The following is a 13,493-nucleotide window of genomic DNA, read 5'->3' as shown; positions in this document are numbered from 1 at the left end:
CCGGGGACGAACATGACCTCTTCCAGGCGCGGAGTCGGATGGAATTCCGCGCCATGGACGGTCATGACGTTCTGATCGGCGGCTCGCTCACTTCCACCCGCGTCTCAAGGAGGAGCCAACGACGTGGTCCGCTCCACGGGATCCGCGGCGGCTCGATGGATGAGCAACGCACAGGGGCACGAGGTCGGTCAGTAGCGGGCGGCGAGGCCGGAGTTGATTTCGGTGAGGGCCAGGGTGGCGTCGGTGTAGCGGATCAGGTTGGTCAAAGGCGGCAGGCGCAGGACGGTCTGAGCGTGGCGGGCGGCGTCGGCGACGGTATGGAGATCGAGGCGTTCGAGGGTGAGCGTGTGGACCGCGGTGGCAGCGTTGATGCGGCGGTCGGCCACATTGAGGTAGGTGGCCAGGAGTTCGGCGGCCAGGGGGCGGGGCTGGAGGAGGGGGAGGCGGAAGGCCTCCGAGGCCTCCTCCTGGGACAGGCGCCCGTCGGTGTTGCGGTCGTAGCGGGTGTCGGTGGCCTGGACACGCGCCAGGAGTTCGGGGGTGCGGTTACCGAGCAGGGCCCAGATGGTGACGAGCTGGGGATCGCGGGTGGGAGTGGCCTCGGTGACGGTGGAGGTCGACGTGGCCGAGATCGGGGTGTAGGTGCAGCCGCCCGCATTGCCGTACATGATCGTGGCGGTTCCCGTCAGCGCGGTGCCGCCGGTGGTGAGCAGGCTGGAACGGCTGGTGAAGGCGATCGACGCGGTCGCGCCGGGAGCGAGCGAGCCGAGTTGCCAGGTCAGGGTGGTGCCGGAAACAGACGTCGGCCGAGGGCCGGAGCCTTGGTCGAGCGCGGTGCTGTAGTAGACCGACGGCGGCAGCGTGTAGGTGAGGGTGACGCCGGTGGCCGCGGCGCCGCCGGTGTTGGTCGCGGTGAGCGTGGTGGTGACGGCCGCGGCGGCATGCGCGGTGGGCGTGGCGGTCGAGGTGAGCGCGAGGACGGGCCGCTTCACGGTGGTGGAGGCGGAGTCGGTGTTGTTGGCGGTGTTGGCCTCGGAGCCGTCGGCACGGTTCCTCGCGGTCACGGAGGCACGGTTGGTCAGAACACTGCCGTCCGCGGCGGTGCAGGGCACGGTGTGGGTGAACGTCTCGGTGGCGGTGGCGGCAGGACTCAGGTCGGCGAGGGTACGGCCGGCCGCGGTGCCGTCGGGGAGGGTGTCGGTGAGCTGGATCGATGTGGCCAGGCCGGGGCCGACATTGTTGACCTTCACGGAGTAGGCGATGGTGTCACCGGGTTCGGCCTGAGCCTTGTCGGCGGTCTTGGTCACCGCCACGTCGGGGTCATAGAAGCGGCGGATGCTGAGCTCGCGGGCCAGGGCCGCGTCCCAGGTGAACTCGGGACCGGAAGGGAAGATGCCATCGGATCCGGCGTCGGGGGAGCCCTCGGCCCGGTACTTCAGGTTGCGCCAGTCGTTGAAGTCGTCCAGGAGGTCGGCCCGGCCGAAGTCGCGGGCACCGGGAGTGGTGTCACAGTCGCCGTCGGACCCCTGCACGATGCCGCCACCGCCGAAGGCGTCGTCGACATGCTTCGGGGTCTGCAGCCCGTCGGTGCCTGGCAGCACACAGGTGTCGTCGTCGGCGTTGATGTCCACGCGGGGGATGGTGCCGGGGTCGATGACGCCATTGCCGTTCCAGTCGAGGGCGGCGTTGCCGGGGCCCCACGACTCCACACCGAACCCGTCGATCCATCGGGTGAAGTCGGTGCCGTCGCCGATGCCGTCGGCCTCGCGCAGGTTGTTCTTGTCGAGCCGCGGAAGCAGGCCGTCGGAGTAGTCCAGGCGCGCCGGTGAGCGGGCCGGGCCGAGCGGGATGCCGAAGGGGTTGAACCCGTAGTTCATGACGCTGAGGTAGTTGGGCTTGCCGTTGGTGGGCTCGAAGCCGCCGTGCGCCAGGCCGAGGGCGTGGCCGAGCTCGTGCATGAGTGTCAGGGACTGGTCGCGCACGGTCCCGACCCGGGCGTCGTCACGGCCCGTGTTGATCGGGATCACCTGCTCGTCGAGGCCGGCGGTGGCGGTGGTGTCGCAGGTGCGATCGCCGCCGACCAGGATGAAGTCACCCACCTTCTGGTCGTCGTTGGCGGGGGTGGGGGTGTTGAGCACGCCGTCGGTGCCGGGGCCCACGCAGGCCACCCGCCACGCGCCCAGCGTCACGATGAAGTCCTTCTCGCCGCGATCGGCTTCGCAGCACTGGCCGGAAGTGGGACTGCCCGCGGCGACTTGGTGGCCGAAGAGCACGAAATGCACGAAACGGGCCCGCTGCGGGTTGAGGGCCCGCTGGCGCATGCTTCGATACAGGGTGCTGTCGAGAGGCAGGACGGTGGTCTCGGGTTCGGCGCGGCCGGGGATGACCAGCACCTCCGCGCCCTGGGTCCAGATCGAGCCGACATAGGGGCAGGTCGGCGCCCGTTCCACCGGCGAGCCGTTGAAGGCGGCCTTGACCTCGTCGATCGCCGCCTGCTTGGGCTTGTGGTCGTGGCCGTCCGCGGCGCCGGACATCCAGCTGGCCACCACCACGATCGTCTTGCGGCAGGGGCTGGCGCCGAGTGCCTTGAGGTCGTGCATCAGGCTGCCGTCGGTGTCACGGATGCCGTGCAGCTCGACGACGTCGTAGATGCCGTCGCCATCGGTGTCGGGCAGGTCGGTGGTCCGCTGGATGCCCAGGCCGATCTCGGCGATCTTCCCGTCGTGCGGTCCGGGGAAGCCGGAGTCGCCGTCGCCGATGAAGTTGCCCTGCTTGGGGACGATGCTCTCGCCCGTCCAGGTGTCGGTGGTGAGCTGGTAGGTCAGGTCCAGGTCGAGGCTGCGGTTGGTGGGGTCGATGTCGAGCTGGTCGTCTTCGCCGCTGAGCCCGCCGTCCTCGTCCCACAGCTCGACCCGGACCCGGACGGTGTGCTGGCTGGGCGCGACGGACGCGACATGCGTGAAGACCCAGGGCGGTTCGAAGGTGTTGGGGTGGAACTCGGCGCTCTCCACGGGGGAGCGGTCCTGCGGCGCGTCGGTGCCGAAGAAGATCTTCGGGTAGTAGTTGCCCGACGCGCCGTCCGAGTCCGGATTCTCGTGCTGCTTGACGAGGTCGATCGTCAAGCGGAGCCGTACGCTGGTCTCGGCGTTGGCGGTGGTGGGAACCGCCACCAGGGCGACGGCGACCAGAGCGGAGACGATCAGGAACCGCAGGATGCGACGCATGCCGTAAGGTTCGGCGGGTCTGATCCCCAGCACATGAGTAGGGCCTACCTAAATAGCGCGCTATATCCCTTCAAGGCGGGCTGGCCGCCCCAGATGCGCGTGCCGCAGCGGCCTGCTTGCCCTACGTGCCTTAACGACCTTCACGCAGCTGACCGGCTAGTTGTTCGCTTGACAATCCCAGACAAGTGGTGTTCAGGGTGGCCGCGCGCATCCGCCGGCCGTCCCTCTCGGTTGCAGCCGACGGCCCTGTGCCCGCACGATCGCCGTCCCGGTACCCGCGGTTCCGGCCATCTGCCCCTGGTGCGTCACCCGCCGGCCCGGCCCCGCCGCACAGCGTTGTTTTTTCGCTGGAAACTACGGGCGGCCCTATTGAACAGGCGTGTCGTTCCTGTTCAGGGGAGGGCTGATGTGGCGGACTGGCGAGTGTTCTGGGTGCCCCGAGACGCCGTTCGGAGTGGTGTTCGGCGATCGGTTCTGGAGGGCTGGGAGGACCTACCGGAAAGAGAGCGGGAGGTGGGTGTCCGGGCCGGGGATGTTCACCGGACCACCGCGTGGATACGCGACTGTGCGCCTACGTACGGTCCAGGGACTTCCGGTCCTGTACGCCGGAGACGCGACGCAACTACGTGACGGACATCCGCCTGTCGCTGAACTTCCTGTGGAGCTTGAAGAACGAGTTCTATGAGCGCGTCCAAGCACGCGGGGCCACCCCGGACGTCGAAGTGCGGCCGCGCGAGGCGATCGCCGAGCTGAAGAAGACGATCGCGAACAAACACAAGAAACTCGCCCAGATTCGGGAGGACGTCCCTGCCCTGGCCCGGGCCGTCCACCAGCTCACCCTGGAGAACCAGGAACTACGTAATCGGCTCCAAGTACGTTCAGAAGAGCCAGAGCCTCGGCGCCATGGGATCCCGGCGGCGCGCTGTAGAGCACGAGCTGCTGGTCGCGGTCCGTGAGCGTGAGCGAGTCGCAGTCGACGGTGATCTCCCCGACGACCGGGTGACGGAAAGTCTTCGTGAGCATCGACGCGGCCTGCACGTCGTGCCGCTCCCAGAGTCGGGCGAACTCGGGGCTGGCATCGCGGAGCTCGTCGACGAGCTTGGTCACCGCGGGGTCGGACGGGTACCGGGAGAGGGTGGATCGGAGCCCCATGACGACGTGGTGCCGGAACTCTGCGGCGTCGGAGATCCCGTACAGCGTCGCATCGGCGCGCGCCGACCCGAGGAATGCCCGGCGCGCGAGATTGCGGTCCTCCGGGGTGAGCTCAGCGAAGTCCTCCATGAGCGCGGCCGCGAGGTCGTTCCACGCGAGCACCTCGAACGCGGCGGAGATCACGAAAGCGGCCGTCTGCGGCAGCCGCTCGAGGAGCGTGAGGATACTCGGGCGGACGTCGCGCCGATGCAGTCCGGTACGGCTCGGCGCGGTGCCCGCGAGGACGTGGAGGTGATCGGACTCGGCGTCCGTGAGCCGCAGCGCGCCTCCGATCCCGGCGAGGACCTCGCCCGACGGTCGCGGCGCCCTGCCCTGCTCGAGCCGGACGTAGTACTCGATGGAGATGTGCGCGAGGACCGCGACCTCCTCGCGGCGAAGACCTGGCGTCCGGCGTCGCGAGCCCGAGGGGAGGCCGACGTCCTCCGGTCGGAGCCGCTCGCGACGGCTACGGAGGAACGCCCCCAGCTCCTGCTTGTCCATACCCCCAGTGTGCACGCCGCGCGGCGACGGATCCTGGTACTGCCTGTGCCTGCATCCGGCCTGGAGGCCGGCCTGACACTGTCGTCATGACAAACGACATCGACACCACCCCCATCGGCCTGCTCACCGGCAAGGTTGTGTTCATCACCGGAGCCAGCCGCGGCATCGGGGCGGCCGCGGCCCGGCTCTTCGCCTCCGAGGGTGCCGCCGTCGTGCTCGCCGCCCGCAGCACCGACGCCCTCGACCGCATCGTCACCGAGCTCCGCGCCGACGGCGGCGTCGCCGACGCCGTCGCCCTGGACCTCGCCGACCGCGCAAGCATCCGCGCCGCCGTCGACCGCGTCGAAGAGCTGCACGGACGGCTCGACGGCGCCTTCAACAACGGCGCGGCGATCCAGCAGCAGCTCGGCCCCCTCGACACCACGACCGACGAGGACATCGACGAGCAGTTCGCGGTGAACTTCCGCGCGCACTGGACCGCCATGACCGCCGAGGCCGCGCTCATGCGACGGAACGGTGGCGGGGCGATCGTCAACACCTCGAGCATCGGCAGCCGCCGCGCGAACCCCGCCCTCCCCGCATACGGCGCCATGAAGCGCGCGCTCAACAGCATCACCGAGACCGCCGCCGTGAGCTGGGCCCGTGACGGCATCCGGGTGAACGGCATCACCCCCGGCGGCACCGCCACGAAGATGATCGACACGTGGGAGGCGGCGTCCCCCGGCATCATCGAGCAACTCAAGGCATCGATCCCGCTCGGCCGGATGGCCGAGCCTCGCGAGGTCGCCGAGGTGGCCGCATGGCTGCTCAGCAACCGGGCCTCAATGGTGACCGGCGCGATCGTGCCGGTGGACGGTGGCGCCGGCGCCTGAAAGGGAGAGCCCGGGCAAGCCCCGGTGAACCTCACCGGTTGTAGAGCCTGCGTGCCCACAGATAACTGACCAGGGCGATGCCCGCGCTCCACACAGCCGCCTCCAGGAAGCCGGACCCGGCCGGACGCCCTGCCAGCAGCGCGCGCAGCGTCTCGATGACAGGGGTGGCGGGCTGGTGCTCGGCGAACCAGCGCAAACCGGCCGGCATCGATTCGGTCGGGACGAAGCCGCTGCCGAGGAACGGCAGCAGCATCAGCGGCATCGGCAGGTTGCTGGCCGTGGCCACGTTCTTGGTGACCATGGCGAGCGCGACCGACAGCCAGGTGATCGCGAAGGTGAACATGGCCAGCACACCGACCACGCCGAGCCAGTCCAGCACCGAGGCGGACGGGCGGAACCCGATCAGCAACGCCACCACGGTCACCATGGCGATCGCGAGGAACGTCTGCACCATCGCCCCGAGTACGTGCCCGGTGAGCACCGAGACGCGGGCGATGGCCATGGTCTTGAACCTGGCGATGATGCCCTCGGTCATGTCGGTCGCCACCGAGATCGCGGTCCCCTGCGCGGCCCCGACGATCGTCGTGATCATGATGCCGGGGGTGAGGTAACCGACGTAGGCGGCGCGGTCGGCGCCGATGCCCGCGCCCATGGTGCCGCCGAAGACGTAGACGAACAGCAGCAGGAACACCACGGGCACGGACGCGAACGTGAGGATCAGAGTGGGGTAGCGCCAGATGTGTTTGACCTGGCGCCGCAGCATCGTCGCCGAGTCGGTGATCGCTCTCATCGGGAGGGCTCCTTGGCCGAGGGCTCCTGGGTCAGGGCGAGGAAGACGTCGTCCAGGTCGGGGGTGTGCACCGACAGCTCGGCGACGTCGATGGCATGCGTGTCCAGCCACTCCAGGAGCTTCCTCAGCGTCCTGACTCCGCCGGAGTCGGGGATCTGGACGGTGAGCGCCGCGTCGTTGCCGGAGGTGGCGCCGACGTGGCCGGCCGCCCTGCGGTACCCGTCGGGGTCGGCGAAGCGCACGACGATGTGGCCGCCGGGGACCATTCGCTTGAGCTCCTCAGGGGTGCCCTCGGCCACCAGCCGGCCCTGGCTGAGCAGCGCGATGCGGTCGGCGAGTTCGTCGGCCTCCTCCAGGTACTGGGTGGTCAGGAAGATGGTCACGCCGCCCTGCCGGACGAGGTCCCGGACGATCTGCCACATGGTGCGGCGGCTGCGCGGGTCCAGGCCCGTGGTCGGTTCGTCGAGGAAGATGAGCTTGGGCGTGCCGACCATGGTCATGGCGAGGTCGAGCCGGCGGCGCATGCCGCCCGAGTAGGTGACCGCGGGCTTGCGCGCGGCGTCGGTGAGGTCGAAGCGCTCCAGCAGTTCGCGGACGCGCTCGCGGCCCTTGGCGCGGCCGAGGTGGAGCAGGTCGGCCATGAGCCGCAGGTTCTCCTCGCCGGTGAGGAAGCTGTCGATCGCGGAGAACTGGCCGGTGACGCCGATCGCGGCACGCACCTTGTCGGGTTCCTTGGCCAGGTCGTACCCGGCGACCCGGATCTCGCCCGCGTCGGCCTTGATCAGGGTGGACAGGATCTGCACCGTGGTGGTCTTGCCCGTGCCGTTGGGGCCGAGCAGCGAGAAGACGGTGCCCTGCGGGATGGTGAGGTCGATGCCGTCCAGGACGCGGTGGGCGCCGTAGGACTTACGCAGCCCCGTCACCGAGACGAAGGTTCGCATCGCGTTCACCCCCGATCCCAGGTGACGGGCAGGCTGTGCACGCCGTACACCTGCGAGGGGTCGGTGCGCAGCGACAGGTCCTCAGCCGGTACGGCGAGCCGCAGCGTCGGGAAGCGGATGAGCAGCGCGGGAAACGCGACACGCATCTCGATGCGGGCAAGCTGCTGACCGAGGCACTGATGGACGCCGTGGCCGAAGGCCAGATGCCCGGCGGCCGCGCGGCGCAGATCGAGCACGTCGGGGCCTGCGAACCTGGCCGGGTCCCTGTTGGCGGCGTTGATCGCGATGACGACCGTGTCGCCTGCCTTGAGCTGCCTGCCGCCGAGCTCCACGTCCTCCAGCACGCCGCGCATACCGGTGGCGGCGACGGACAGGTAACGCAGCAGCTCCTCCACGGCGCCGGCGGCCAGGTCGGGGTCGCCGCGCAGGGCGGTGAGCTGGGCCGGGTTGCGCAGCAGGGCGAAGGTGCCGAGCGCGAGCATGTTGGCGGTGGTGTCGAGCCCGGCGCCGAGCAGGAACGCGGCCACGCCGCCGAGCTCCTCGTCGGTCAGGTCGCCGCCGGTGGCCAGGTCGCTGAGCAGGTCGTCGGTCGGCTTGGCCCGCTTGGCGAGCGCGAGTTCCCGCAGGTACGTGCCGAGCTCGACGAAGGCGGCGTACTGCGCCTCAGCGGTCCCGGCGTCCGGCAGGGCCCGGGTGGAGCTCTGGAACCGGTCGCGGTCCTCGTACGGCACGCCGAGCAGCTCACAGATCATCAGCGCTGGAACCGGCTGCGTGAAGACCTCGACGAGGTCGGCGGGCGGCCCCTGCCGCTCCATCGCGTCGAGCCGCTCACGGGTGATCTCGGTGACCCGCTCGGTGAGCAGGTTCATCCTGCGGACGGTGAACTTGCCCGCCAGCAGCTTGCGGAAGCGGGTGTGCCGGGGGGCGTCCATGCCGGTCAGGTCGCCGACGGGGGCGGGCGGCAGGTGCCCGCCCGCCAGGGGGTGGTAGTGGGTTTCGTAACGGGAGCTGAACCGCGGGTCGGCGAGGATCTGGCGGACCAGGTCGTACCCGGTGATCATCCAGACGCCGGGGGCGCCCTCGGGCGCGGCCATACGGGCGATCGGCCGCTCTGCGCGCAGGGCGGTGAGCGAAGGGGCGGGATCGAAGGGACAGGCGGGTGAGCGGTCGAGGGACGGAGTGACCGGCTCATCGCGATAGTACGTGTTCATCACAATTGAAAGCTACGTTGCTTTCAGAAATTCTGTCAATCGATCAATGCGCATAAGGACAGGTCAAAGTCGATAAATTGATGCGTTGGCCCTGAAGCTGAATGCAATGAAACATTGCGTTGTGTGATGTCGAACGCAATAGTGGTGTCATGTCAGAAGGAAGGTTGACCCTGCAGGACCGCCGGCGCATCGCGACCGGCCTCGCCGAAGACCGCTCCTACGCCGAGATCGCCAGGCGGCTGGACCGGCCGACCTCGACGATCAGCCGTGAGGTCGGCCGCAACGGCGGCCCCGGCGACTACCGCCCCGAGCGGGCGCACCAGGCGGCGGCGCGGCGGGCGCGGCGCGGCACCCCGGCACGTTCGGCCGAACCCCGGGACCGCAAGGTCTTCGAGGTGGAAGAGGGAGCCGTCGAGATGGCGATCGGGATGGGCCTGCCGAAAATGATGGCGCGCGTGCTCATCGGCCTGTGGCTGAGCGAGGACGGCAGGCTCACTGCGGCCGAGCTGTCGCGTGGGCTGAAAGTCAGTCCCGCCTCGGTCTCCATGGCAGTGGGCTACCTGGCCCGGCAGGGGCTGATCAGGCGCGAACGTGATCCGCAGCGGCGGCACGACATCTACGTGGTCGACGACGACGCCTGGTACCGCTCGACGATGATCAGCTCGCGGCAGACGCTCGCGGCGGCGGAGATCGCGAAGGCGGCGGGGCGGACGCTCGGGCTCGACACGCCAGTGGGACGCCGCCTGGCCAGGGGCGGTGCGTTCCTGGAGCGGATCAGCCTGGACGCTCTGGCGTCGGCCGAACGCTGGCGCGACCTCCTGCCGTGATCAGACCGCAGGGATCGTGCCCCGGATTTCAAGTGCTGTCGTCCAATCGCCGTCTCAACGTCCACGAGGCCCTGTTCGACCCGCGTGACGAAACTCCCGCACGCAGCGCCACGCCAGCGGCACCATGTAACGAAACTCCGTGCGAGGCTCCCGAACGCGGGCCGACCGTCAGCCGGCCTGCGACGGGACGTCGCAGCCGCTACTGCTCAGCCGCCTGCCGAGTTCGCGCGCCTCGATCTCCATCCGCCAGAACCGGATCTCCTCCGTCACCCTGCTGCGCAGGCTCGGTGACTGGATACTTGACCTCAACCCGCCAGCCGCCGCTCCCACCACCTGCCTCGATCTTGAGTCCCGCGTCCTGTTTGCCCCGTGACGGGAACGGCGGTGGTGACCGACTTTCGGGATAGGGGTTTCTGGACGGCATCGTGCCTGGTCGCTGGAGTGTCCAGAAAGGCACACCTTTCCGGACGACCGAGATCGGATCGGCCCGCGGGGGCATCGGCAGGCGCGGCTTGCCTCAGCTCTCAGGATCGGGCGGTTGCTTCATCCACTCGGGGACGTGTCCTGACCGGTGACCGCGCCATGCCGTGCGAGTTCGCGGTCGATCTGGCTGCGGACACGGTCCACAGCGATGCCAGACTTCAGCAGAACCTGACTCGCAGCGCTTTCGCCCTCTCTCATCAGTCCGAGCAGGAGATGTTCCGTACCAATGTGGTCGTGTCCGAGGCGCAACGCTTCGCAGAGCGCCAGCTTCAGCACTTTCCTGGTTTGCGACGTGAACGAAACAGGCTCCCCCCGCTCGACTGCCGCGTCCTCTTTGACATGCCCGGCACGGACTCTGGGGTGGCCGGGCGCGCCCCTGTCCGCGATGACCTCCTCGATGACGCAGCGGACCTCCTCCAAGGAAACCCCCATGCCTTTCAGCACCCTGGCCGCTATGCCGTCGTTCTCTTGGATGAGGCCCAGTAGGATGTGCTCCGATCCGATGTAGTCGTGCTTGAAGGCGCGGGCCTCCTCCTGAGCCAGGACGATGACCACACGCGCCCGGTCCGTAGTCCACTCGAACAGCTCTCCGCGCAGCAGCCTCGCGGTCAGTCGAGCCCTCCACCAGGACCGCCGAGACCCGTGCTGTCGCGCGGTGGCGGCGAACTCGCTTCCCTGCCCTCCGTCGGTCAGGAACGGCCGGCCGGCGAGGCGGTCCTGAAGGCGGGCGTGCCGGAACTCGTAGAACGTGCCGGACTTGCGGAGCACGTCCCGCCGGTGCGCGTCGTCAAGGAACGCCATCACGCGCCAGGGGAGCCTTCCGCGCAGAGCGAGCCAACCGGCGCTGAGCAAATACCAGGGCCACGCCGCGACAAACCCCATGGGCACGCCAACGACCACACACGACCAGAGGGCGACGACGAAGCCGTCCCCTCCGAAGTACGTGAAACCCAGCCCCGTCGCCGCCCCGATGCCCGCGCCGCCGCCCAGCGCCAGTACGACGGCGGCGTCCCTGTCGGCCCGCAGCACTTCCTGCGGGCCCACAGCATGGATCTGGTCGGCCGGCAGGCGCAGCCACTGCATGAACCCGAGCACAAGCCCGATCACCAACATCAGCGCCGTCACCACGAACCCGTGCGACAAGTCTCCGGAGGGACGACCGAGGAGCACCTGCTCCAAGACCATGACCCAAGCCCCCAGTACTACACCGGACAGCAGGCCGGACCAGCCGAAGCCCCGCAGCTCCACGACCAGTTGCCCGAGCCGCCCACTGAGCCGCGCACTGAGCCGGATCGGCTCGAACGGTGGCGCCATGACACCGGCCGCCAGCCCGGCAGGCACTGCGGACAGCAGCGCCACGAAACTTCCCACCCTCAAGCCGGACGCCAAACCACCAGGGAGCCCGAACCAGAGTAGTTCCCGCAGTCCAGCTACGACTCCGGACAGCAGCCCGGCGAACAGCCCGGCGCAGCAGCCGACGGCGACTCGCTTGCCGACCGGTGGGAGAGCCCTGTGCAGACGCCACCACGCCAGGTCGCGCCTGGCCCGCTGCTGGAGGAAAGATGCCAGGAAGACCAGCCAATGGTGTGCCTGACCTGCGCGGTACGCCCGCATTGTTGTTCCGGGCGGGTGCGGCCGCGGCACCGGGAGGTGACGGTAGACAGCGGGCACGAAAGCGTCGAGGAGATGACGCTCGACCGCGCCGCGATCCGGGAACTGCCGCTCATCGAGCAGTTCGGCGGGGTCGGCGGTAGGGCCCGCGTAGGCGGAACGGGCCAAGGAGAGCATGAGCGGAGTAGAGAGCGCCTGCGCGAGCGGAGCGGCCGGGTGGCCGGACACATGGTCGAGAACCCGGCTCCAGCGGTTGTCACCGGGTAAAGCTCCTGCCGTCAGAAAGGCGGCGGCAGTGAGAATGCCGACCGTGCCAAGCTCAACGACGGCAGCGGTGGCCAGCGGCCGCCCGGCGGACGCTATGGCGGTCTCATATTCGCCGGTCCTGCAGGTGATGACGATCGCCTTGCGGCCCGCGACGGCGTGATCGATCGCCTGGAGCGCCAACGTGTGCAGGGCGGCGGGCATCTCGTCCAGCCCGTCGATGACGGGCAGCACCCGCCCGTCCTCGATGAGCCGCGCGACGGTGTCGGATCTGTACGCGCCGGCACTCCTCAGGCCCGGGAAATCATGGGCGAGCCTCCGGGCGATCCAACCGTGCAAATGCTCGGCCTGCGGGTTCCATGACGAGGCCGGAAGCAGCACCGGCACGGGTCCCCGACGTTCGATCAGGTCCAGCGTGAACAGGATCGCCAGCACCGTCTTTCCCGCACCCGGCTCACCAAGCACGACCAGTTGCCGCTTCGGCAGCCGCAGGAACATCGCCGCCGCCTCGGACACGTCGCCGCGCAGCCGGAGCCGGACAGGCCGCCCGCCCACCACGCCTTCGCCCAGCACCGCCGCCGGGCTCGCCGCCACCGGACGGCCGGTGCTGGACCAGCGCACGCGCAGCGGAGACGGCTGGTGCAACCCGCGCATCGCGGCCTCGTTGCCCCACTGCTGGCGCACGGCGAGAGCCAGCTCATCCACCGCCTGGTCCAAGGGGGCCGGGACGTCCCGGGCCGTCGACCGCTCGGACTCCGCGGATCGGCGGCGGAGCTCCAGGCCGGAGATCAGCCCGTACACCGCCACGGCAAGCCCGGCCATCGCGACGAACGACCCGATCACGCTGGCCAGCTTGTCCGCCTCATCCAGCCCCACGCGGGCGAGGTGGACGCCCAGCCCTACCAAGGCCGCCACCGCGATCACGGCCCCGGCCCATACCAGCACACGTCCGCGCATACCTGCATCGTCGATCATCCGAGAAGATCGCACAACGTGATTGCGCGATAACGCATCGGACGTGCCGGGCGGTCCGGGAAAGTAGACGTATCCGGACACGGTGGAGGTAGCTGATGACCGTTCGGGCGTACGCACGAGTCTCCACGCGTGATCAGAACCCGCAGCTCCAGCTCGACGCCCTGACGGCCGGCGGCTACGACGAACTGGTCATGGAAAAGGAGCCGGGCAAGCGCGGTGTCACGCGACCGGCATGGGAGGCGCTGAAGCGATCCGGGTTCGGTGGAGGCTCTGATGTACCCCGAGTTCGGTGGAGTCGGCTTGGTTGACTCTCATGCCGACTGGACGTTCGGGTAGAGCATCTCGTACTCGATGGGGGTGAGCATCCCCAAGGCACTGTGTCGTCGTCGCCGGTTGTGAAAGATCTCTAGATATTCGAAGATCGCGTTCGCCAGTTCGATCCGGGTCTTCCATCGCTTGCGGTTGAGCAGCTCGGTCTGCATCCGCCCCCAGAACGACTCGATGACGGCGTTGTCAAAGCAGTCACCGATCGAACCCATGGACGGGACCAGGCCGGAGGCCTTGGCACGCTGGGTGAAGGCCCAAGAGGTGAATTGCACCCCG

Annotated in this window: 10 protein-coding genes; 3 read left to right on the top strand and 7 right to left on the bottom strand. The window is 69.1% G+C overall.

What is annotated here, in order from left to right:
* Nucleotides 1-188 precede the first annotated feature (188 nt).
* Together ACSDR0_RS27160 and ACSDR0_RS27155 are read right to left on the bottom strand one after the other, a co-directional pair.
* Nucleotides 189-3,224 (bottom strand): CARDB domain-containing protein, encoded by a 3,036-nt coding sequence (locus ACSDR0_RS27160; protein WP_435291712.1) that lies wholly within the window; start codon nucleotides 3,222-3,224, stop codon nucleotides 189-191.
* A gap of 834 nt (nucleotides 3,225-4,058) precedes the next feature.
* Nucleotides 4,059-4,916: a helix-turn-helix transcriptional regulator gene (locus tag ACSDR0_RS27155; protein ID WP_435291711.1), complete on the bottom strand. Its 858-nt coding sequence runs from the start codon at nucleotides 4,914-4,916 to the stop codon at nucleotides 4,059-4,061.
* A gap of 86 nt (nucleotides 4,917-5,002) precedes the next feature.
* Between ACSDR0_RS27155 and ACSDR0_RS27150 the strand changes: the two genes are divergently transcribed.
* The gene (locus ACSDR0_RS27150) at nucleotides 5,003-5,788 is read left to right on the top strand and encodes an SDR family NAD(P)-dependent oxidoreductase (RefSeq protein WP_435291710.1); all 786 of its coding nucleotides are present in this window, start codon (nucleotides 5,003-5,005) and stop codon (nucleotides 5,786-5,788) included.
* A 31-nt stretch (nucleotides 5,789-5,819) separates the two neighbouring features.
* Here the strand turns inward: ACSDR0_RS27150 and ACSDR0_RS27145 are convergent, their stop codons facing one another.
* From ACSDR0_RS27145 to ACSDR0_RS27135, 3 genes are read right to left on the bottom strand one after another with little or no spacing between them, the layout of a single operon-like run.
* Nucleotides 5,820-6,578, bottom strand: coding sequence for an ABC transporter permease (locus ACSDR0_RS27145; RefSeq protein ID WP_435291709.1), 759 nt, complete (start codon nucleotides 6,576-6,578; stop codon nucleotides 5,820-5,822).
* A complete protein-coding gene (locus ACSDR0_RS27140) occupies nucleotides 6,575-7,519 on the bottom strand; it encodes an ATP-binding cassette domain-containing protein (RefSeq protein WP_435291708.1) in 945 nt (314 codons plus the stop codon). Before ACSDR0_RS27140 ends, ACSDR0_RS27145 begins: the two co-directional genes overlap by 4 nt.
* 5 nt (nucleotides 7,520-7,524) lie before the next feature.
* Nucleotides 7,525-8,730: a cytochrome P450 gene (locus tag ACSDR0_RS27135; protein ID WP_435291707.1), complete on the bottom strand. Its 1,206-nt coding sequence runs from the start codon at nucleotides 8,728-8,730 to the stop codon at nucleotides 7,525-7,527.
* A gap of 149 nt (nucleotides 8,731-8,879) precedes the next feature.
* Between ACSDR0_RS27135 and ACSDR0_RS27130 the strand changes: the two genes are divergently transcribed.
* Both ACSDR0_RS27130 and ACSDR0_RS27125 read left to right on the top strand, forming a co-directional pair.
* Nucleotides 8,880-9,557: a helix-turn-helix domain-containing protein gene (locus ACSDR0_RS27130; protein WP_435291706.1), complete on the top strand. Its 678-nt coding sequence runs from the start codon at nucleotides 8,880-8,882 to the stop codon at nucleotides 9,555-9,557.
* Nucleotides 9,558-9,696: 139 nt separating this feature from the next.
* The gene (locus ACSDR0_RS27125; RefSeq protein WP_435291705.1) at nucleotides 9,697-9,930 is read left to right on the top strand and encodes a hypothetical protein; all 234 of its coding nucleotides are present in this window, start codon (nucleotides 9,697-9,699) and stop codon (nucleotides 9,928-9,930) included.
* 170 nt (nucleotides 9,931-10,100) lie between these two features.
* Here ACSDR0_RS27125 and ACSDR0_RS27120 read toward each other — a convergent pair whose 3' ends face one another.
* Together ACSDR0_RS27120 and ACSDR0_RS27115 are read right to left on the bottom strand one after the other, a co-directional pair.
* Nucleotides 10,101-12,890 (bottom strand): Clp protease N-terminal domain-containing protein, encoded by a 2,790-nt coding sequence (locus ACSDR0_RS27120; RefSeq protein WP_435291704.1) that lies wholly within the window; start codon nucleotides 12,888-12,890, stop codon nucleotides 10,101-10,103.
* A 311-nt stretch (nucleotides 12,891-13,201) separates the two neighbouring features.
* Nucleotides 13,202-13,493: transposase (locus tag ACSDR0_RS27115; RefSeq protein ID WP_435291703.1), on the bottom strand; the 292-nt coding region annotated here is incomplete at its 5' end.

Origin of the sequence: Streptosporangium sp. G11, assembly GCF_051192615.1 — a bacterium.
Classification (GTDB): domain Bacteria; phylum Actinomycetota; class Actinomycetes; order Streptosporangiales; family Streptosporangiaceae; genus Streptosporangium.
Note: the sequence above shows the minus strand (reverse complement) of the source record. Positions and strands in the feature narration are given on the sequence as shown.